Here is a 20,785-nt window from a genome sequence, read left to right as displayed (position 1 = left end):
CAAGGACAACGGAGGGCAGCGATGCGCGTCATCTTCATGGGCACACCCGATTTCTCGGTCCCGGCGCTGCGGGCCATCGCCGCGCGGCACCAGGTCGTCGCGGTCTATTCGCAGCCGCCGCGCGCGGCCGGGCGCGGACAGAAGCCCCGCCCCTCGCCCGTGCATCGCGCCGCCGAGGAACTGGGCCTGCCGGTCCGCACGCCCGAGCGGCTGAAAGCGCCGCAGGACCAGGCGGATTTCGCCGCGCTCGCCGCCGATGTGGCGGTGGTGGTGGCCTACGGGCTGATCCTGCCGCCGGCGGTGCTGGAGGCGCCGCGGCTGGGCTGCCTGAACATCCACGCCTCGCTTCTGCCGCGCTGGCGGGGGGCGGCGCCGATCCATCGGGCGATCATGGCCGGCGATGCCGAGACCGGCGTCGCCATCATGCAGATGGAGGCGGGGCTGGATACCGGCCCGGTGCTGGCCGAGGCGCGCACCGCCATCGGCCCCGAGGACACCACCGCCGACCTGCACGACCGGCTGGCCGAGATGGGTGCGGCGCTGATCGTCGAGACCCTGCACCGCCTGCCCCTGCCCGCCCGGCCGCAGCCGGCCGAGGGCGTGACCTATGCGCAAAAGATCGACAAGGCCGAGGCGCGGATCGACTGGACGCGGCCGGCCGCGCAGGTCGACCGGCAGATCCGCGGCCTCTCGCCCTTTCCCGGCGCCTGGTGCCTGATCGGGGGCGAGCGGGTGAAGCTCTTGCGTTCGCGCCTCGCCGCCGGTCCGGGCGCGCCGGGCCGGGTGCTGTCGGGCTTCACCATCGCCTGCGGCGAAGGCGCCATCGAGGTGCTGGAGGCGCAGCGCGAAGGGAAGCGCCCGATGCCCGCGGCCGAGATCCTGCGCGGCATGACCCTGCCCGACCGGCTGGGCTAGCCCTGCCGGGCAACCTTGCGGGCAGCCCGTTCGGCGACCTTTTCCGCCGCCTTGCAGCCCTGGCGGATGCCCAGGCCCAGTCCGATGCGGGCGACCGGCACCAAGAACAGCGCCGCCCCCGCCAGCACGACCCAAAGCATCTCGCGCCCGGATTGCGATAGCCGGCCAAAGGCCGGAAATTGCGGGATACGGGCCAGGATCGCCACGATCACCGCGGCGTGAAAGATCGCCAAGAACAGCATGCAGAGCAGCGCGGCCCGCAACATCCGCCCCGGCGCGGGAACGGCGTTTTCGCGGCGATACCAGAGATGACCCGAGGTCAGGCTCGCGATGAAGACCAGGATCAGGCCCGCCGCGTCGTTCCGCAACTCGATGCCATGACCCGCCGCCATGAAGGCCAGCAGCCCGAACAGGACCATCCCCCCAAACCAGACCCCCGAAGAAATGGATCACCAGCCGCATCGCGGAAACCGGCCTCGCGGTATTGCCTGCGCCCATTGCTACCCTCTTTCCCCGAACCATGGCTCCCGGTGCGGGAACAGGGCAAGGACAAAACGGACAAATTTGCGCCGCATGCCCCCGCCTCGCCAGGCATTTGCACCCTGCACGGGTATGCGGTCTAATCGCGCGCATGGTATGATCCAAGAGGTGCGGCGATGGAAAACCTGATCCGGGTGATGGCCGATCACTGGTGGATGCCGCTCTTGCGCGGCATCGCGGCGATCCTGTTCGGCCTGATGGCGCTGATCTGGCCGGGGCTGACCGTCTATGCCCTGCTGCTGGTCTTTGGCGCCTATGCGATCTTCGACGGGGTGATGGCGATCGTCACGGCCTTCCGGCGCAAGGCGGAGGACGACCGCTGGTGGGCCTGGGGGCTGGACGGCGTCCTGTCGATCATCATCGGCCTAATGGCGCTGTTCTGGCCGGCGGCGACGGCGCTGGCCTTCATCATCTGGATGGCCGCCTGGGGCGTGGTCGCCGGCGTCTTGCGCATCATCGCCGCCCTCCGGCTGCGGGACGAGATCGAGGGCGAATGGGCGCTGGGGCTCAGCGGCTTGCTGCTGGTCGTCTGGGGCGTGCTGATGGCGCTGGTGCCGGCCGCGGGGCTCTTGGGCATCGCCTGGCTGATCGGCCTGTTCGCGCTGCTGATCGGCGTGGCGATGATCGTGCTGGCCTTCCGGTTGAAGGGGCTGAAGCCGGTCTAGGTTGCGCGGTTGCCGGAGTATTTGGGAAACGGTGAAATGATCAGGTTCCGCGCGGCTTGGCGCGAGTGGTCGGGTCGGCTTCCAGCGGGTTTTCCGGCCAGGGATGGCGCGGATAGCGGCCGCGCATGTCCTTACGGACATCGCCGTAACCCCCGGCCCAGAAACCCGGCAGGTCCGTGGTCACCGCGACGGGCTTGCCGCCGGGCGACAGCAGGGTGATGCGCAAGGGCCGGTTGCCGACCACCGGATGGCGCGACAGGCCGAACAGTTCCTGCAGCTTCAGCTCGACCGAGGGTGTCTCGTGGTCGTAGTCGATGGGCACCCTGCGGCCCAGCGGCGTGACGAAATGCGCCGGCGCCGCCTGATCCAGCCGGCGCTGGCCGTCCCAGCCGATGCGCGCCTTCAGCGCCTCGCTCAGGTCCAGCCCGCGCAGGTCGGCCAGGGTCCGCACCTTGCCCAGCCAGGGCAGCAGCCAGTCGGGATCGGCAAGCAGGCTTTCGTCATCGACCGGGCCGAGTTCCGGGATCAGCGCGACCCGTGCCCGCAGCCGCGCGGCGCCGGGGCTCCAGGTCAGCCCGGTCGCGCGCAGCCCCTCGAAGGCGGCGCGGGCCAGCGCCTGCGGGTCGGGATCGTCCAGCGCCCGGTCGGCCAGCACCAGCGCGCCAAGGCGTTCCTGCCGGCGGGCAAGGACGCGGCTGTCGCGGCGGGACCATTCCACCAGCTCGACGGTCTCGATGCGGTCGGGGAACAGGGCGCGGATCTCGTCCTCATCCACCGCCACCGCCATGCGGATGCGGGCCTCGCGCGCATCGCCGTCAAGGTCGGTCGCGACAATCAGGCGCTGTGCGGCCAGCGCGTCGCCCTCGGGCAGCACCGCGCCCTTGCCGCCCGACAGCACATAGCGCGGCTGCTCGCCCTTGCGGCGCAGCCCGATGCGGTCGGGATAGGCCAGCGCGGCCATGGCGCCCGGCGACAGGCCGGCGCCCTCGCCCGCCATGCGGCGCAGGCGTTTCGCCTCGTCGCGGATGCGGTGCAGCGTGCCGGGGTTGGCCGGCCAGGGGTGGCGGTCCTGATAGGCGCGCAGGTCGCGGATCGCCGCCAGCCGCAGGGTCAGGTCGGCGGGTGCGCCGGTCAGCGGGTCGCGCTCGGCCATCAGCGCGGCGAGGTCGGCGGCCTCGCGCCCGGCCGTGACCAGCATATGCGCCAGTCGCGGATGCAGCGGCAGCGGCGCCAGACGCCGGCCGTGCGGGGTGATGCGGTTGTCCCCGTCCAGCGCGCCGAGGTCGCGCAAGAGCGCCCGCGCCTCGGAGAGCGCCGCCTCGGGCGGCGGCGTCAGGAAGGCGAGGTCGCGCCCGTCCGAGCCCCAGATCGCCAGTTCCAGCGCCAGCCCGGCCAGGTCGGCCACGGCGATCTCGGGCGGGGCGAAGGCGGGCAGCGCGCCTTCTTCGGCCCGCGCCCACATCCGATAGCAGATGCCCGGCGCGACGCGGCCGGCACGGCCGCGGCGCTGCTCGGCCTCGGCGCGGCTGACGCGCTCGGTCACCAGCCGCGACATGCCCGAGCCGGGATCGAAGCGCGCCCGCCGCGCCCGGCCGGCATCGACCACCACCTTCACGTCGGGAATGGTCAGCGAGGTTTCCGCGATCGCGGTCGCCAGCACGATCCGCCGCCGCCCGCCCGGGGGTTGCAGGGCGGCGCGCTGCGCCTTGAAATCCATGGCGCCGTAAAGCGGCAGCACTTCGGCATCGACGTCCAGCATGGCCTGGACGCGGCGGATCTCGCCCTCGCCCGGCAGGAAGGCCAGGATGGTGCCGCCGGTGTCGCGCGTCGCCGCCTCGGCCTGGGTAATCAGCCGCGCCGCCTCGGAGACCAGCCGGGCGCCCGCGGGCAGGGGGCGGTCCAGCCAGCGCGTCTCGACCGGAAAGGCGCGACCTTCCGAGCGGATGACCGGCGCGCCCTCCATCAGCGCCGCGACCGGCTCTGCATCCAGCGTCGCCGACATCACCAGCAGCGCCAGGTCGGGCCGCAGCGCCCCCCGCGCCTCCCAGGCCAGGGCCAGGCCAAGGTCGGCGTTCAGGCTGCGCTCGTGGAATTCGTCAAAGATCACGCAGCCGATGCCGGAAAGCTCGGGGTCGGACTGGATCATCCGGGTCAGGATGCCCTCGGTCACCACCTCGATGCGGGTGCCCGCCACCGCCTCGCCGCGGATGCGATAGCCGACGGTGCGGCCCAAGGGCTCGCCCAGCGTCTCGGCCATGCGCTCGGCCGCGGCGCGGGCGGCAAGGCGGCGCGGCTCCAGCATCAGGATGCGGCCGGAAATCGCGGGCAGCAGCGCCAGGGGGACGCGGGTGGTCTTGCCGGCGCCGGGCGGCGCCATCAGCACGGCACGGCCATGCGCGGCCAGCGCGGCGGTCAGGTCGGGCAATACGGCGTCGATGGGCAACTGCATCCCCGCCTTATGGCAAAGCGCCGTCGGGGCGAAAAGAGGTGCCCCTACACATCCGCCGCCGGCCTGCCTATCTTGACCCGGCCAAAGCGAGGGACGGAATGGGTATCGCCGACGATCTGATGCAGGGCCTGGGCATCTCGGACCCGGTGATCCGGCTGGGGGTGACGGGGCTGTCGCGGGCCGGCAAGACCGTGTTCATCACCTCGCTGGTGGCGAATCTGCTGGATCGCGGGCGCATGGCGGCGCTGCGGGCCGCGGCCGACGGTTCGCTGAAGGCGGCGTGGTTGCAGCCGCAGCCCGACGACACCGTGCCGCGCTTCGATTACGAGCGGCATCTGGCGGCGATGACCGGCCCCGACCCGCATTGGCCCGAGGGCACCCGCCATGTCAGCCAGCTGCGTCTGTCGCTGCGCATCCAGCCGCGCGGGCTGATCGCCGGCTGGCGCGGCCAGCAGGTGCTGCATCTCGACATCGTGGACTATCCGGGCGAGTGGCTCTTGGACCTGCGGCTGATAGAGAAGGATTTCGACCAATGGTCGCAAGAGGTTCTGGAGCGCATGGCCGCTCGTCCCGGTGCCGGGGATTTCCGCGCCGCGCTGGCGGCGACCGAGCCGGGCCGCTTTGACGAGACCGCCGCGCAGGCGCTGGCCGCGGCCTATACGAGGCACCTGCACCTGGCGCGCGAGGCGGGCTGGTCGGACTGCACCCCCGGCCGTTTCCTGATGCCGGGGGAGCTGGACGGCTCGCCGGCGCTGACCTTCACCCCCCTGCCGCACGAGATGCAGGCGACGTCCCTGGGGCGCGAGTTCGCGCGCCGTTTCGGCGCCTACAAGGCGCGGGTGGTGAAGCCGTTCTTCCGCGACCATTTCGCCCGCATCGACCGGCAGGTGGTGCTGATGGACGTGCTGGGCGCCATCCATGCCGGGCCGCAGGCGGTCGAGGACATGCGCCGCGCCATGGCCGACATCCTGACCGCCTTCCGCCCCGGCCGCGCCGGCTGGCTGGCGCAGCTTCTGGGCTCGCGCCGGGTGGGGCGGATCCTGTTCGCCGCGACCAAGGCCGACCACCTGCACCACATCCAGCATCCGCGCCTGACCTCGATCACCGCCGCCATGCTGCGCGAGGCCCGCGACCGCGCCGATTTCTCGGGCGCGCGGACCGAGGCCATGTCCATCGCCTCGCTGCGCACCACCACCGAGGAATTGATCCGGCAGGACGGCGAGGAGCTGCCCGCGGTGCGCGGCACGCTGATGGACGGGCGGCAGGCGGCCTTCTATCCGGGCGAGCTGCCGGCCAATCCGGCCGAGCTCTTGGTGCCGGCAAGCCAGGGCGCGACCCGCTGGCTGGAGGGCGATTACGCGATCATGGATTTCGCCCCGGCGCCCGGCACGCTGCGGCCGGGCGACGGGCCGCCGCATATCCGGCTGGACCGCGCGGCCGAGTTCCTGATCGGCGACAGGCTATAGGAGAGCGCCATGGCTGAACCCCCGAAACGGCGCGGGCCGGTGCTGCTGGAAATGGGCGGTCCACCCGAGCAGGCCGCGGCCGAACCGCCCCGGCCCCAAGCCGGCCAGCGCGACCGCAAGGCGCCGCGGGCCGAGTGGCGCGAGGGCGAACCCGCGCCCTCGCCCGCCGATGCGCCGATGATCGACGACGGGCTGGCCCCGCCCCTGCCGCAGCCGCGCACCATGCAGCTTGTCGCCCGGCTGGTCGGGCGCGGGCCATCGCGGCTGACGCGCTTCTTCATCAATACCGGGGTGGCGCTGTTCACCTTCCTTTTGTCGGTGGCGGCGCTGCGCTACCTGACCGACCTGCTGAACAGCTATCCGCTGCTGGGCTGGATCGGCATCGCGCTGATGGTGCTGTTCTGCCTCGCGGCGCTGGGGATGGCGTTTCGCGAATACCGCGCCTGGTCGCGCTTTGCCGCCATCGACGGCATCAACCGCGAGGCGGGGGCGGCGCTGGCCTCGGGCGACCTGAAGGCAGCGCAGCATGTGGTGGCGCGGATGGAGGGCCTGTATCGCGCCCGGCCGGAGCTGGAATGGGGGCTGACCCGGCTCAAGGAGCGCAAGCCCGACGCCTATGATGCCGAGACGCTGATCGCGCTGGCCGAAACCGAGTTGCTGGCGGCCCTGGACCTTGAGGCCCGGCGCGAGATCGAGGCCGCCGCCCGCACCGTCGCCGCCGCCACCGCGCTGATCCCGCTGGCGCTGGCCGACGTGATCGCGGCGCTGGCGGCGAACCTGCGCATGATCCGCCGCATGGCCGAGATCTATGGCGGCCGCGCCGGCGCTGTCGGCGGCTGGCGGCTGGCGCGCACGGTGATGACGCATCTGATCGCCACCGGCGCCGTCGCCGCCGGCGACGACCTGATCCATACCGTGGCCGGCGGCGGCCTGCTCGCCAAGGTCTCGAAACGCTTCGGCGAGGGGGTGGTGAACGGCGCCCTGACCGCCCGCGTCGGCATCGCCGCGATGGAGGTCTGCCGGCCGCTGCCCTTCATCCACCAGCCGAGGCCGCGGGTCGGCAACCTGATCGCGCGCGGGCTGAAGGGGCTGTTCGGCGAGGATGAGCCGCGCTAGGCGCCCCGTTGCTGGGGTATTTGAGAAACGGTGAAACGCGCAGGGCCTGCTCGTCTTCTTTGCTCCCCCAATACCCATCCGGCCGCGCGCATCTGCACCGCCGGCCGGGTATTTTCAGAGCAAAGAAGCAACCGTTTCCTGTCGGGGCGTGCTGGCGTATAAATCCGGCATGAGAGCGCGCCGTGCCGCCCTGTTGCTGATGTCTTTCGTGCTGCTGCTTGGGCTGGGCGCCGGGCTTCGCGACCGGCTGGATGCCTGGGTCGATGCGACCGCGCTGCCCCGGCTCGATGTGCCCGTCGGCGTCGAGGTGGTGGCGCGGGACGGCAGCTTGCTGCGGCCCTTCCAGGTGGCCGACGGGCGCTGGCGGCTGGATGCGGGGCCGGTCGATCCATTGTTCTTGGACATGCTTTTGCTGTGGGAGGATCAGCGGTTCCAGCGCCATGCCGGGGTCGACGGACGGGCGCTGTTGCGCGCGGGCTGGCAGGCGCTGCGGCAGGGGCGGGTGGTTTCGGGCGGATCCACGCTGACCATGCAGGTGGCGCGATTGATCGAGGAGGGGCCGACCGGGCAATGGGCCGGCAAGGCGCGGCAGATGCGGCTGGCCCTGGCCCTGGAGCGGCGGCTGGAGAAGCGCGGGATCCTGGAGCTTTACCTGCGCCTTGCCCCCTATGGCGCCAATGTCGAGGGCATCCGGGCGGCATCCCTGCAATGGTTCGGCAAGGAGCCGCGGCGGCTCTCGCCCGCCCAGGCGGCGCTGCTGGTGGCGCTGCCGCAATCGCCCGAGACGCGACGGCCGGACCGTTTCCCCGCAGCCGCCAAGGCGGCGCGGGACCGGGTTCTGGCGCGGGCGGCGCGGGCCGGGCTGATCTCCGATGCCGATGCGCGGGCGGCGATGGCCGAGCCGGTGCCGCGGATGCGCCGCGCCTTTCCGGCGCTGGCGCCCCTGCTGGCCGCGCGGCTGGTGCGGGAAAACCCCGGCGCGGCACGGATCGAGACCACCATCGACGTGCGCCTGCAGCGCCGGGCCGAGGAGCTGGCCTCGCGCGCCGTGCGCGGCGCCGGGCGGCGGCTCTCGGCGGCCGTGGTGCTGGCCGATCACCGGACGGGCGAGATCCTGGCCGAGGTCGGCGCGGCGGACTGGACGGATGGCGCCTCGGCCGGTTTCGTGGACATGGCGCGGGCCTGGCGCTCTCCGGGCTCGACGCTGAAACCCTTCGTCTACGGGCTGGCCTTCGACGACGGGCTGGCGCATCCCGAGACGCTGATCGAGGACCGGCCCACCGCCTTCGGCCGCTGGCAGCCGCAGAATTTCGACCATCATTTCCGCGGCACCGTCAGCCTGAAGAACGCGCTGGTCTGGTCGCTGAACATCCCGGTGGTGAAGCTGGCCGAGGCGGTGGGGCCGAACCGCATCACCCAGGCGCTGCGCCGCGGCGGGGTCGAGCTGCGCCTGCCGGGCGAGGCGCCGGGGCTGGCCATCGTGCTGGGCGGTGCGGGCGTGACGCTGGAGGGGCTGGCCGAGGGCTATACGGCGCTGGCGCGCGGCGGCCGGGGCATCACGCTGTCGCCGCTGCCGGGCGGCAGCCGGGAACTGGCCGCGCCGATGTTCGGCCCGGTCGCGGCCTGGCAGGTCGGCCATATCCTGAGCCAGAACCCCGCCCCGCGGGGTGCGCGGCAGCGCGCGCTGGCCTACAAGACCGGCACCTCCTATGGGCATCGCGACGCGCTGGCAATCGGCTTCGATGGGGCGCGGGTCGGCGCGGTCTGGCTGGGGCGGCCGGACGGCACACCGGTGCCCGGCGCCTTTGGCGGCGAGCTGGCGGCGCCGGTGCTGTTCGACCTGTTCGACGCCCTGCCCGCGGTGGCGCTGCCGCCGCCTCCGCCGCAGGCGCTGACCCTGCCGAACAGCGCCCTGCCACTGCCCCTGCGCCGCTTTGCCCCGCCGGGCGAGGCCAGCGCCATGGCGGCGGGCCCCGCCGCCCCTGATGCGCTGCGCCTGACCTATCCACCCGACGGGGCCGAGATCGACGCAGCAGGACCGCTGACTGCCAAGGCGCGGGGCGGGCGCGGGCCCTGGACCTTCCTGCTGAACGGCGCGCCCGCCGCCATCGCCCGGCCGCAGCCCACGGCCAGCCTGCCCAATCCCGGCCCCGGCTTTGCCGAATTGACGGTGGTGGATGCCGATGGCGCCTCGGCCAGTGCGGCAATCCGGCTGCACTGACATAATTTGCGCGCTTCGCGATTCGCTTGGCCTTTTCTTAACCGGGATTTGCGACATATTCGCACCATGCTTCGCATCACCGACCAGATCGCCATCGAGGAATGGGAACTGTCCGAACAGTTCACCCGGTCCCAGGGACCGGGCGGGCAGAACGTGAACAAGGTCGAGACCGCGGTGGAACTGCGCTTCGAGGCCGAGCGGTCGCCGCATCTGGCCCCACCGGTCAAGGCGCGGCTGAAGCGGCTGGCGGGGCGGCGCTGGACCCAGGACGGCGCCCTGCTGATCCGGGCCGAGGAGACCCGCAGCCAGGCCCGCAACCGCGAGCTTGCGCGCGAGCGGCTGGCCGAGCTGATCCGCCAGGCGCTGGTCGCGCCGCGCAAGCGCATCGCCACCCGGCCGACGCTGGGCAGCCAGCGCCGCCGGCTGGCCGCCAAGACCCAGCGCGGCGCGGTCAAGGCGATGCGCGGCCGCATCCGCGACGCGGAGGATCCGGCATGATCGTCGAGTTCCGCGAAAGGCTGGCGCGGCTGATCGGCCGCCGCCCGCCCGACATGCAGGTCGCGGCGCTGTGCCTGAACCAAGCGACCGGCGAGGTGCTTTTGGTGACGAGCCGCGGCACCGGGCGCTGGATCGTGCCCAAGGGCTGGCCCATGGCCGGCCGCAGCCTGGCCGATGCCGCCCGGCAGGAGGCATGGGAGGAAGCCGGCGTCAAGGGCCGCGTCGGCGAGGTCGAGATCGGCCGCTATCACTATGACAAGGACCAGGACCGCGGCTTTGCCATCCCGGTCGAGGTGCGGGTCTTTCCGCTGTATGTCGAGGCGCTGGAAACGCAGTTCCCCGAGGCGCAGGAGCGTCAGCGCCGCTGGTTCGCGCCCCAGGACGCCGCCCGCATGGTGGCCGAGACCGGGCTGCAGCAGATCCTGCGCCGCCTGCCCGCCGAGCGGCGGCATTCTCCGGAATGAGGCGCGAACCCCGCGAATACCGCACGCTCGACAAGGATCTGAGCCGCGTCACCAATACCGAGCGGGCGGTGCTGCATTCGGCGCGGCCCTTGTTGCGGCTGGGGCTGGCGCTGATCTTCATCGCCGCCGCCAGCTATGTCGGCACCGGCCTTTTCACCGGCCAGCCGGCCATCGGCATCCTGGCGGCCAGTCTGGCGGTCGCCGCCTATCTGGCGCTGTCGATCGGCGGCAACGACGTGGCCAACGCCCTGGGGCCGGCGGTGGGCGCAGGCGCCATCGGCATGACCGCCGGCCTCGTCCTGGTCGCGGCGATGGAGGTCATGGGCGCGGTCATCGCCGGCCGCGCCGTCACCGCCACGCTGACCGAGGGGCTGGTCGGCAATACGCTGGGCGAAGGTGAGGCGACGGCGCGGATGATGCTGGCGGCGCTGCTGGCGGCGGGCAGCTGGATCAGCCTTGCCACCTGGCTCGGCGCACCGGTCAGCACCACGCATTCGGTGGTCGGCGCCATCGCCGGGGCGGGGATGGCGACCTTTGGCCTGGAGGCGGTAAACTGGCCGGCCATGGGCATGATCGCCTTTGGCTGGATCGTCTCGCCGCTGGTCTCGGGCCTGGCGGCGGCGGGGCTGATGGCGCTGCTGCGTGTGCTGGTGCTGGATCGCGAGGATCGCGTCGCCGCCGCCCGCACCTGGATGCCGGTGGTGGTCGGGCTGGCCTCGGCCATGCTGGCGGGGGTGGCGGAGCTGGCCTGGCATGGCACGGGGCTGGCGGCGAATGCGGTCTTGGCGCTGGCTTGCGGCGCGCTCGGCTGGGCCTATACCCGGCGACGCATCGACCGGCAGTCGCGCGGCGAGGCCGGCGGCCGGCTGGCGATGAAGCAGTTGCTGGCGGTGCCGCTGATCGCCGCGGCGCTGGTCATGGGCTTTGCCCATGGCGCCAACGACACATCGAACGTGGCCGCGCCGCTGACCATCATCCTCGACAGCCTGTCGGCCGGGGGGGACGATGCCCTGCGCGGCCGGCTGGTACTGCTGCTGGGCGGCCTGGGCATTGCGCTGGGGATCCTGCTGTTCGGGCGCCGGCTGGTGCATATGGTCGGCAGCCGCATCACCCGGCTGAACGCATCACGCGCGCTTTGCGTGTCGCTGGCGACGGCGGCGACGGTGCTGGGCGCCTCGCTTCTGGGCCTGCCGCTCTCGACCACGCATGTCGCGGTGGGGGGCGTGTTCGGGGTCGGCTTCTACCGCGAATGGCGTGACCGGCGGCTGGCCGCCAGCCAGCCACCCCTGCCCGCCGAAGAACGCCGTCGCCGCCACCTGGTGCGCCGCTCCTACATGCGGATGATCCTCGGTGCCTGGCTGATCACGGTGCCGGCGGCGGCGGTTTTGGCCGCGGCGCTGGTCTGGATCGGCGGGTTCTAGGGCCGAGCTTTCCGGGGAAACCTCATGTCCGCGGGCTCTGGCCGGGCCGGCATGCGCCCGGCTGCCCGGCTTCGGCCTGCACGCGGCAGCCGGCGCCCGATCCGGACCGCGAGGCTTGATGCCGCCGCCTGCGGCCCCTCGGCCGCGCTTGCCGCCCGTCAGGCGCGGCGCAACGCCGCCTCGCCCGCGGCACGGGTTTCCGAGAGCGTGGCCCCGGTGCTCAGCGCCTCGGGGTCCAGCGCCAGATCCAGAACCGCCAGGGTACCGGCGGCCTGGGCGCGGGCGAAGGCCTCGGCGAAATCCTCCTGCATCTCGACCCGTTCGCCATGGCCGCCATAGGCGCGGGCCAGCGCCGCGAAATCGGGATTGGCCAGCGCCGTGCCCGAGACGCGGCCGGGATAGCTGCGCTCCTGATGCATGCGGATGGTGCCGTAATGGCCGTTGTTCGCCACGATGACGATGACGGCGGCACCGTGCTGGGCGGCGGTAGAAAGCTCGTTCACCGTCATCTGCAGACAGCCGTCGCCGGCCATGCAGACCACGATGCGATCAGGATGCTGCAGCTTGGCGGCGATGGCGGCGGGCAGGCCATAGCCCATTGAGCCCGAGGTCGGCGCCAGTTGCGTGCCCCAGCGGCGAAAGCGGTAATAGCGATGGATGAAGGCGGCGTAGTTCCCGGCGCCGTTGGCGATGATCGCATCGGGCGGCAGATGGTCGGACAGCCAGCGCATCACCGCCTCCATCCGCACCGCGCCGGGGGTGGGCCGAGGCTGCTGCCAAGCCTCGTAACCCGCGCGCAGCCCGGCGGTCCAGCCGTCCCAGCGCCGCGGCGCCGGCAAGGCGGCCAGCGCCGCCACCATCGCGCGCGGATCGGCCACCAGCCCCGGATCGGGCCGCCAGAGATGTCCCAGCTCATCGGGCGAGGGGTGGACATGGATCACCCGCGCATGCGGGCGCACCGGGTCCATCAGCTCGTAGCCGCGGGTCAGCGTGTCGCCCAGCCGCGAGCCCAGGGACAACAGGCAATCCGCCTGCGACAGCGCCTGCCCCAGCACCGGATTCATGCCGACGCCCAGGTCGCCGACATAGTTCGGATGCGCATTGTCCATATGGCTCTGCCGGCGGAAGGGCACGGCGACCGGCAGGCCCCAGCCTGCGGCAAAGCGCGCCAGGTCGTCGGCGGCCGCCTGCGACCACAGCGTGCCGCCAGGCACGACCAGCGGCCGCTCGGCCCCGGCCAGCGCCTGGGCGACGGCCTTGATCGATTCCCCGGCGACAGCGGAAAGCGGCGCGGCCGGCGGGGCGATGTCGGGCACCTCGGCGCGGGCCGAGATCATGTCCTCGGGCAGCGCCAGCACCACCGGGCCGGGCCGGCCCGACATGGCCAGGTGAAAGGCGCGCGAGACATATTCCGGGATACGCTCGGTCTGGTCGATCTCGGCCACCCATTTCGCCAACGGGCCGAACATGGCGCGGTAATCGACCTCCTGAAACGCCTCGCGGTCGCGGTCGGCGCGGGCGATCTGGCCGACGAACAGGATCATCGGCGTCGAATCCTGCCGCGCCACATGCACCCCGGCGCTGGCATTGCTGGCGCCGGGACCGCGGGTGACGAAAGCCACGCCCGGCCGCCCGGTCAGCTTGCCCTGCGCCTCGGCCATCATCGCGGCGGCGCCCTCGTGCCGGCAGACGACGTTCTGGATGCCCGAGGCGTAAAGCCCGTCCAGCACCGCCAGGAAGCTTTCGCCGGGAACCGAGAACACCCGCCCGACCCCGTTCGCCTTCAGCGCATCAACCAGAATCTGCCCGCCATGCCGCATCGCCGCCGCCTCCCTGTCCTCGCACCCATCGGCCCTCAAGGACCGCCGGCAGCTTAGCCCGCCAGCCCCGCAGGCGGAAGAATCATTGATGATCACGGAAATGTGATTACGCTTTCCCAAGTTTTTCAAACCCTTGGAGAATGAAATGCGCAAGCTGATCTGTCTTTTCGTTCCGTTGGTCCTGGCGGGATGCGAACCTGTCCTGGAGCCGCCGCCCGGCTATCCCGATTGCGCCGCCTTCCAGCGGATGGCGGTCGGCACGCATGAGCCCGGATATGTCGACGGCTTCATGGTCAGCGGGTTGCTGGGCCCCTACGAGATCGCCAGGATCGACGGCAAGAACACGCTGAAGGCGGATATCTACCCCCCGCTGGTCATGGCGATCGACGAGACCACAAGCCAATGGCGGCCCTATGGCGCGCTGCATTTGACGTTGCGCGCGTCGGGCGAGACGCAGGCGACGGTCTATCTGTGGGAACCCCGAGGCGGCGCGCCGATCGCCACCAGCGAGGTCCGGTTCGAAAAAGCAGGCGAGCGGATCGTGCAGTTCCCCGCGGAGCTTGCGCTGAACATCGGCGTGGTCGGGGTCAGCGGAGAGGATGTCGGCACCCAGGCGGCCTGCTTCGGCACCCCTGCCGGAACGACGCGCGGCCTGTCCCCGGCGCAGCTCGACCGCTTCCGCACCGGCGTCCCGCGCTGATCCCGCAGGGTGGCCGGCCGGCGCAGGCGGGTCCGCCGCGGCCCGCCTGGCCGAAACAGTCCGGCCTTTACAGCCACGGCCCCCCGCCCTATCTCTGCCCGATCATGGCCACGAAATCCGACCCGAACTACAAGATCATCGCCGAGAACCGCCGGGCGCGCTTCGACTACTTCATCGAAAGCGATCTCGAGGTCGGCATCATGCTGACCGGGTCCGAGGTGAAAAGCCTGCGCACCGGCCAGTCCAACATCGCCGAAAGCTATGCCTCGGTGGAACAGGGCGAGCTGTGGCTGATCAACGCCTATATCGCCGCCTACAAGCAGGCCGGCGTCTTTGGCCACGAGGAACGGCGCCGCCGCAAGCTCTTGGTGTCGAAAAAGGAACTCAGCCGCCTCTGGCAGGCCATCGGCCGCGAGGGCATGACGCTGGTGCCGCTGGTGATGTATTTCAACGACCGCGGCAAGGTAAAGCTGAAGATCGGCGTCGCCAAGGGCAAGAAGGTCGCCGACAAGCGCGAAACCGCCGCCAAGCGCGACTGGAACCGGCAGAAACAGCGTTTGCTGAAGCAGGGTTAAGCCTTGCCGCCCCGCGCGGCTGCGGTTACATCGGTGTCGTTTCTGCGCGCGCGGGGGAAGGCCGATGTCCACCGATTCCGACGATCCGAAAGTGCTGGTCTCGACCGGCTGGCTCGCGGCCCATCTGAACGATCCCGACCTGCGCATCATCGACGCCAGCTGGTTCCTGGAGCCGGGCCGCGACGCGCGGGCCGAATACATGGCCGCGCATATCCCCGGCGCCCGCTTCTTCGACATCGACGAGATCGCCGACAAGCGCAGCGAGCTGCCGCACATGGCGCCGCAGCCCGAGATGTTCATCAGCCGCATGCGCGCCATGGGCATCGGCGACGGCCACCAGGTCGTGGTCTACGACAACTCGCCGGTGCGTTCGGCGGCGCGGGTCTGGTGGACCTTCAAGCTGATGGGCAAACAGGACGTGGCGGTGCTGGACGGCGGTTTCGGCAAGTGGCTGGCCGAGGGCCGCGAGACCGAGGACATGCCGCCGATCCTGCGCGACCGCCACATCACCGTGCAGCGTCAGGCGGCGCTGGTGCGCGACGTGACCCAGGTCGCCGCCGCCAGCAAGCTTGCCGATCACGAGATCGTCGACGCCCGCTCGGCCGAACGCTTCCGCGGCGAGGCGCCCGAGCCGCGCCCCGGCCTGCGCTCGGGCCATATCCCCGGCTCGAAAAGCCTGCCCTTCGGCCGGCTCTACAACGCGGACGGCACGCTGAAGCCGGCCGCGGCACTCCGGGCCGAGTTCGAAACCGCCGGCGTGGACCTGTCGAAACCCGTGATCACCACCTGCGGCTCGGGGGTGACGGCGGCCTCGCTGTTCCTGGCGCTCGAACGGATCGGGCACCGGGACCATTCGCTTTATGACGGAAGCTGGGCCGAATGGGGCAGCTTCCCCGACCTTAAAATCGCAACCGGAGACGCGTGATGCTGGGCAATCTGAAACCGCAGGCCCCCGACAAGATCCTGGCCCTGATGGGCGAATTCAGGACCGATCCCCGCCAGGGCAAGATCGACCTGGGCGTGGGGGTCTACAAGGACGCGACCGGCCACACCCCGATCATGCGCGCCGTCCATGCCGCCGAACAGCGCATGCTGGAGACCGAGACCACCAAGACCTATGCCGGCCTGTCGGGCGAGCCCGAATTCCACAAGGCCATGGGCGAGCTGATCCTGGGCGAGGGGCTCAAGCCCGAGACCACCGCGACGCTGGCCACCGTCGGCGGCACCGGCGCCATCCGGCAGGCGCTGGAACTGGCGCGCATGGCGAACCCCGACCTGCGGGTCTTCGTCAGCGACCCGACCTGGCCCAACCATGTCTCGATCATGAATTTCATGGGCCTGCCGGTCCAGACCTATCGCTATTTCGACGCCGAGACCCGCGGCGTCGATTTCGAGGGCATGAAGGCCGACATCGCCCAGGCGAAAAAGGGCGACGTGGTGCTGCTGCACGGCTGCTGCCACAACCCGACCGGCGCCAACCTGACGCTGGAGCAATGGGCCGAGGTCGCCGCGATCCTGGAAAAGACCGGGGCGCTGCCGCTGATCGACCTGGCCTATCAGGGCTTCGGCGACGGGCTGGAAGAAGACGCGGCCGGCACCCGGCTGATCGCCTCGCGCATCCCCGAGGTGCTGATCGCGGCCTCCTGCAGCAAGAACTTCGGCATCTACCGCGAACGCACCGGCTGCCTCTTGGCGCTTTGCCCCGATGCCGCGACCCGCGAGCTGGCCCAGGGCGCCATGGCCTTCCTGAACCGCCAGACCTATTCCTTCCCGCCCTTCCACGGCGCCAAGATCGTCTCGACCGTGCTGACCACGCCGGAACTCCGCGCCGACTGGATGGCCGAACTGGAAGCGGTGCGCGGCGGCATGCTCAAGCTGCGCGAGCAGCTGGCGGGCGAGCTGCGCGACCTCAGCGGTTCGGACCGTTTCGGCTTCGTGGCCCAGCATCGCGGCATGTTCTCGCGCCTCGGCGCCACGCCCGAACAGGTCAAGCGCATCAAGGAAGAATTCGGCATCTACATGGTGGGCGATTCGCGCATCAATATCGCCGGGCTGAACCAGGACACCATCCCGATCCTGGCCCGCGCCATCATCGAGGCCGGGGTCTGACCTGACCGCCCGAAAACCGAAACCGCCGGCCTGGCCCGGCGGTTCTGCATTTCCGGCAACGCGCCGAAAGCCCCGCCTTTCTCCGTTTTCCAAATACCCCGGGGTCCGGGGCAGAGCCCCGGCCCGGCAGCCCCGTCACGCGCCCGCTTAGCCCTTGCGACCCAGCTTGCGGTCGATATAGTCGCGCAATTCCTCGACCTCGGTCAGGCTTTCGCGCAGCTGCGCCTGCCTGGCGCGCAGCTCGGCCTCGGTGCGGGACAGTCGGGCGACCAGGTCGGCCTCGCGCGTCTCCAGCGCGTCCACGGCGCGGTCGCGCTGCTCCTCGGCCTCGTGCAGCTGCTGGGCCATGCTCTCCAGCTCGCCCATCTCGGCGCGGGTGACGCGGGACAGGCGGTGGACCAGCCAGCTTGCGAACCAGCCCAGCATGAAGGCGGCGAACAGGATGATCGCTGTGGCGATGATGAATTCGGTGCGGTTCATGCAGGGGACTTCAGGGCAAGGGGTTGCGGATCACGGCGCCGAGGCCGGTTCGGGGCGCGGCAGCGGGCGGTTCACATGCAAGGCATCGCGCGCGGGCATGGTCGCCGCCTCGGTGGCGGCGCCGACCAGCGCCTCGCGCACCGGCCGGGTGGCGGCCTCGGCGGGCTCGACCGGCTCGGCGGGCGGGGGCAGCAGGCTGGCCGCGGGCAGCGTCGCGGCCCGCAGCGCCGGCAGTTCCGGCAGCGCGGCCTCTTGCGCCGGCTGGGTGGCGACGCGCGACGGATCGACCCCCGACAGCAGCAGCCGCACCGGCTCGGTCGCGGCGAACAGCGCCGCCTCGGGGTCGGTGGGCACGCCCAGCGCCGGGCCGAGGGCGGCGGTCGCGGCATGGCGCGCGGCCTGTTCGGCCCGCGCCGCCACGGTTTCGGGACTGTCGGTGACACCCTTGACCAGTTCGGCCGGGGCCGGGGCCTCGGTGACGACGGGATCGTCGGCCAGCAGCAGGAACTCGATGCGGCGGTTCGCCTCGCGCCCGGCATCGGTGTCGTTGTCGGCGATGGGCCGGCTTTCGCCATAGCCCCTGGCCGTCATGTTGCGGGTATCCATCCCCGCCTCGGTCATCGCCGCCAGCACCGCCTGGGAACGGGCGCGCGAGAGTTCGGCGTTGAAGCCTTCGGACCCCTGCGAATCGGTATGGCCGCCAATCTCGATGCGGAAATCCGCGCAAAGCTTCATCGTCTCGGCCAGCAGCGCCAGCGTCGGACCCGGATCGCCGGCGATGACGGATTTGTTCGGCTCGAAGCCGATCTCGGATTGCTGCATCGCCGCGTTCAGCCGGTCCACGCATTCGATGCCCGAGGGCAGGCCCAGAAGCGGATCCATGCGCCGGTCGTAGCGGATCGCCAGCTCATAGCGCGCGCCCGCACCCAGCCGCTGCGCCAGCCGCGCCGCCGCCAGGTCCGATGCGGTCTGGTTGCCCGAGACGCCGCTGATGCGCACCAGCTCGGGCGTCACCCTGGCCTCGCCGCGCGCAAGCCCGTCCAGCGCCTCGAGCGCGGCGATGGCGCGCAGCGTCCAGCCCTCGGGGACCGAGGCATCGCTGCGCAGCGCGCTGTCCACCTGGCCGAAGCGCGCCCGCGCCAGGCCTTCCACCGCGTCGCGCATCCGCTCGTCGGTGATGCGGCCGCGCAGGCTGACGCCGCCCGCATCGACCATGGCCGAGAACTCGGCCGGTCCCGCCTGGACCTCGCCGGGCTTTTCGTGCCGGGCGCTCAGCGTGAAGGCCGGGGGCAGCGCGGCCTCCAGCCGGCCGACCGCCTCGTCGAAGGTCGCTGCCGCGATATCGGCGGGGGCAATCAGGGCCACATCGGTATCCGAGATGGTGACGGAACCCGCCCCCAGCGCCTCGACGGCGCGGATGGAAGGGACGGCGGCATCGGCCCAGCGGGGCGAGGGCACGCCCAGGCCCAGGGTGCATGGCGGCTGGCCCGGCACGCCGGCTGCGCGCCCGGCCTCCAGGATGCGGTCGCGCGCGGTTTCGGTATCGGCGGCGCAGGCGTCGAAGCGGGCGCCCGCCGCATCCTTGACGAAGCGCAGGGTAAAGGGCGCGATCACCGGCCGCGGCGCGGTGATGTCGGCGGTCAGCGTCACGGTGGCCGGCCTGGCGCGGTTCAGCGCCATCTCCAGGTCGCGCTTTTCGCGCGGGCTGTCGGCGATGGCGCGGACCGAGACCTCGCCGGCCGCGATCGAGACCTTGGCGCGCTTGGCCAGCTGCGCGGCCCTGAGGCCGAAGGCAAAGGCATCCTCCCAATCCTCGGGAACCGGGTAATCGGCGCTTTCCATCAGGTCCGAGACCTGGGCCACGCCGGTCTGGCGCTTCAGCCGGTCGACCAGCGAAGCGCGGTCCAGCGTGGCGGGCACCAGGCCGATGATCGAAACGCCCTGGTCGTTGCGCAAAAGCTCGATCTCGAAGGCGGGGGTGGCCAGTTCGGCGGCGGCGGCGACCTGCATCCGGTCGATCACGCGGCCCGCATCGACCACGGTTTCGGCGCTGGCACGGGCGCGGAAACGCTGCACCTCGTCGGGCGCGATGCCTTCCAGCCGCACCTGCAGGCCGTCGGTGGTGAACTCGACCCAGTCGTAATCGGCCAGGGCGGCACGCAGATCCTGGGCCGAGCGGGTCTGGATGAAATCCGCGGCCGCGCGGGCGCCCAGGAACGACAGGCCGGCGGCCGCCGCAAGGGCGATCAGGCTGGCGACAAGAACAGGACCACGACGCGCTTGCCGCTGGGGATTGGCCATCCGGGGAACCTTGGGACTGTTACCGACCCGCCGCATGTAAACCCTGCGCCGGGTTTTCGCAATCAGACCAGCCCCGCCAAGGCAAGAAACAGCGCAACCACCAGCCCGGCGTCGCGATTGCTGCGAAACAGCCGCAGGCAGCCGGCGCTGTCGGTCATGTCGAAGCGCCACAGCTGCCAGGCCAGATGCGCGGCGAAACCGGCGACGCCCAGCAGGCCCAGGGTCAGGCCCAGCCCCGCGGGCGCCGCCGCCATCACCGCCAGGCCCAGAAGCAGCACCGAGGCGGCGGCGAAGCCCGCCAGCCAGCGCGGCGTGTCGCGGCCGAACAGCCGGGCGGTGGACTTGACGCCGATCAGCGCGTCGTCCTCGGCATCCTGATGGGCATAGATGGTGTCGTAGAAGATCGTCCAGGCGATGCCAGACAGGTAGGCCAGCACCGGCGCCGGGGCCAGGTTGCCCATATGCGCCGCCCAGGCCAGCAGCACGCCCCAGTTGAAGGCCAGGCCCAGAAAGACCTGCGGCCACCAGGTGAAGCGCTTGGCAAAGGGATAGATCGCCACCAGCGCCAGCGAGGCCACGCCCAGCGCGATGGCCGCGCCGCCCAGCGTCAGCAGGATGGCGAAGCCGGCCAGCGACTGCGCCACCAGCCAGACCAGCGCGCCCCGGACCGTCACCTGCCCCGAGGGGATGGGGCGCGAGCGCGTGCGCGCCACCTTGTCGTCGATGTCGCGGTCGGTGATGTCGTTCCAGGTGCAGCCGGCGCCGCGCATCAGCACCGCGCCCACGCCGCAGGCCACCGCGATCCACAGGTCGCGCCATTCCGGCCCGTCGGCGATCATCGCCAGCCCGATGCCCCACCAGCAGGGCAGCAGCAGAAGCCAGGTGCCGATCGGCCGGTCGGCGCGCGACAGGCGCAGCCACGGCCTCCAGTCCGGCGGTGCGTGGCGGTCCACCCAGTTGTCGGGCGGCGCGTCGGCGACGGTGCTTGGGCCCTCTGGCGTCGGCCCCTCTGGCGTCCGGTGGTCGGTCTGCATTAGGCTGCGCC

The 20,785-nt window shown here is 71.6% G+C and carries 18 protein-coding genes; 12 read left to right on the top strand and 6 right to left on the bottom strand.

Translation table 11 applies throughout. From position 1 onward, the window contains the following. The first annotated feature begins 21 nt into the window (after positions 1 to 21). Positions 22 to 915: a methionyl-tRNA formyltransferase gene (gene fmt / locus ESD82_RS12725; protein WP_147428188.1), complete on the top strand. Its 894-nt coding sequence runs from the start codon at positions 22 to 24 to the stop codon at positions 913 to 915. Here fmt and ESD82_RS12720 read toward each other — a convergent pair. Further along, positions 912 to 1,334 carry an ABZJ_00895 family protein gene (locus ESD82_RS12720; RefSeq protein WP_147428189.1) on the bottom strand — a complete coding sequence of 141 codons (423 nt, stop codon included), beginning with the start codon at positions 1,332 to 1,334 and terminating at the stop codon, positions 912 to 914. The genes fmt and ESD82_RS12720 overlap by 4 nt on opposite strands. 237 nt (positions 1,335 to 1,571) lie before the next feature. On the opposite strand from ESD82_RS12720, the gene ESD82_RS12715 reads away from it, so the two are divergent. Then, positions 1,572 to 2,120, top strand: coding sequence for an HdeD family acid-resistance protein (locus ESD82_RS12715; protein WP_024843192.1), 549 nt, complete (start codon positions 1,572 to 1,574; stop codon positions 2,118 to 2,120). Positions 2,121 to 2,160: 40 nt separating this feature from the next. Here the strand turns inward: ESD82_RS12715 and hrpB are convergent, their stop codons facing one another. Continuing rightward, complete coding sequence (hrpB, locus tag ESD82_RS12710) at positions 2,161 to 4,569, bottom strand: ATP-dependent helicase HrpB (protein ID WP_024843193.1); 2,409 nt, start codon at positions 4,567 to 4,569, stop codon at positions 2,161 to 2,163. A gap of 98 nt (positions 4,570 to 4,667) precedes the next feature. On the opposite strand from hrpB, the gene ESD82_RS12705 reads away from it, so the two are divergent. The 6 genes from ESD82_RS12705 (at position 4,668) to ESD82_RS12680 (ending at position 11,755) form a co-directional block, all read left to right on the top strand. Beyond that, positions 4,668 to 6,035, top strand: coding sequence for a YcjX family GTP-binding protein (locus ESD82_RS12705; protein WP_147428190.1), 1,368 nt, complete (start codon positions 4,668 to 4,670; stop codon positions 6,033 to 6,035). Between the two features lie 9 nt (positions 6,036 to 6,044). Beyond that, positions 6,045 to 7,151: a YcjF family protein gene (locus ESD82_RS12700; RefSeq protein WP_147428191.1), complete on the top strand. Its 1,107-nt coding sequence runs from the start codon at positions 6,045 to 6,047 to the stop codon at positions 7,149 to 7,151. Between the two features lie 169 nt (positions 7,152 to 7,320). Next, positions 7,321 to 9,372, top strand: a complete 2,052-nt coding sequence (gene pbpC / locus ESD82_RS12695; RefSeq protein WP_244314573.1) for a penicillin-binding protein 1C — start codon at positions 7,321 to 7,323, stop codon at positions 9,370 to 9,372. Positions 9,373 to 9,438: 66 nt separating this feature from the next. Next, a complete protein-coding gene (arfB, locus tag ESD82_RS12690) occupies positions 9,439 to 9,870 on the top strand; it encodes an alternative ribosome rescue aminoacyl-tRNA hydrolase ArfB (RefSeq protein ID WP_024843197.1) in 432 nt (143 codons plus the stop codon). Beyond that, entirely contained in the window at positions 9,867 to 10,334 is a 468-nt protein-coding gene (locus ESD82_RS12685; RefSeq protein ID WP_147428192.1) for an NUDIX hydrolase, read from the top strand. Before arfB ends, ESD82_RS12685 begins: the two co-directional genes overlap by 4 nt. After that, positions 10,331 to 11,755 carry an inorganic phosphate transporter gene (locus ESD82_RS12680; RefSeq protein WP_147428193.1) on the top strand — a complete coding sequence of 475 codons (1,425 nt, stop codon included), beginning with the start codon at positions 10,331 to 10,333 and terminating at the stop codon, positions 11,753 to 11,755. Before ESD82_RS12685 ends, ESD82_RS12680 begins: the two co-directional genes overlap by 4 nt. Before the next feature lie 158 nt (positions 11,756 to 11,913). Here the strand turns inward: ESD82_RS12680 and ESD82_RS12675 are convergent, their stop codons facing one another. Continuing rightward, positions 11,914 to 13,575 carry a thiamine pyrophosphate-binding protein gene (locus tag ESD82_RS12675; RefSeq protein ID WP_147428194.1) on the bottom strand — a complete coding sequence of 554 codons (1,662 nt, stop codon included), beginning with the start codon at positions 13,573 to 13,575 and terminating at the stop codon, positions 11,914 to 11,916. A 145-nt stretch (positions 13,576 to 13,720) separates the two neighbouring features. On the opposite strand from ESD82_RS12675, the gene ESD82_RS12670 reads away from it, so the two are divergent. The 4 genes from ESD82_RS12670 (at position 13,721) to ESD82_RS12655 (ending at position 16,959) form a co-directional block, all read left to right on the top strand. Further along, a complete protein-coding gene (locus ESD82_RS12670) occupies positions 13,721 to 14,275 on the top strand; it encodes a hypothetical protein (RefSeq protein ID WP_147428195.1) in 555 nt (184 codons plus the stop codon). A gap of 104 nt (positions 14,276 to 14,379) precedes the next feature. Continuing rightward, positions 14,380 to 14,850 carry an SsrA-binding protein SmpB gene (smpB, locus tag ESD82_RS12665; protein WP_024843202.1) on the top strand — a complete coding sequence of 157 codons (471 nt, stop codon included), beginning with the start codon at positions 14,380 to 14,382 and terminating at the stop codon, positions 14,848 to 14,850. A gap of 64 nt (positions 14,851 to 14,914) precedes the next feature. After that, entirely contained in the window at positions 14,915 to 15,775 is an 861-nt protein-coding gene (gene sseA / locus ESD82_RS12660; RefSeq protein ID WP_028709931.1) for a 3-mercaptopyruvate sulfurtransferase, read from the top strand. Beyond that, complete coding sequence (locus ESD82_RS12655; protein WP_024843204.1) at positions 15,775 to 16,959, top strand: amino acid aminotransferase; 1,185 nt, start codon at positions 15,775 to 15,777, stop codon at positions 16,957 to 16,959. Before sseA ends, ESD82_RS12655 begins: the two co-directional genes overlap by 1 nt. Positions 16,960 to 17,106: 147 nt before the next feature. Here ESD82_RS12655 and ESD82_RS12650 read toward each other — a convergent pair whose 3' ends face one another. From ESD82_RS12650 to ubiA, 3 genes are all read right to left on the bottom strand, one after another. Next, positions 17,107 to 17,439 carry a hypothetical protein gene (locus ESD82_RS12650; RefSeq protein ID WP_024843205.1) on the bottom strand — a complete coding sequence of 111 codons (333 nt, stop codon included), beginning with the start codon at positions 17,437 to 17,439 and terminating at the stop codon, positions 17,107 to 17,109. A gap of 30 nt (positions 17,440 to 17,469) precedes the next feature. Then, positions 17,470 to 19,740 (bottom strand): OmpA family protein, encoded by a 2,271-nt coding sequence (locus ESD82_RS12645; RefSeq protein WP_244314572.1) that lies wholly within the window; start codon positions 19,738 to 19,740, stop codon positions 17,470 to 17,472. 62 nt (positions 19,741 to 19,802) lie between these two features. Then, complete coding sequence (gene ubiA, locus ESD82_RS12640; protein ID WP_024843207.1) at positions 19,803 to 20,774, bottom strand: 4-hydroxybenzoate octaprenyltransferase; 972 nt, start codon at positions 20,772 to 20,774, stop codon at positions 19,803 to 19,805. Positions 20,775 to 20,785: the final 11 nt, after the last annotated feature.

It is taken from the genome of Paracoccus pantotrophus (assembly GCF_008824185.1).
In the GTDB taxonomy this organism is placed as follows: domain Bacteria; phylum Pseudomonadota; class Alphaproteobacteria; order Rhodobacterales; family Rhodobacteraceae; genus Paracoccus; species Paracoccus pantotrophus.
The sequence above is the reverse complement of the archived record's forward strand: the minus strand, read 5'-3'. Positions and strand labels throughout refer to the sequence as shown.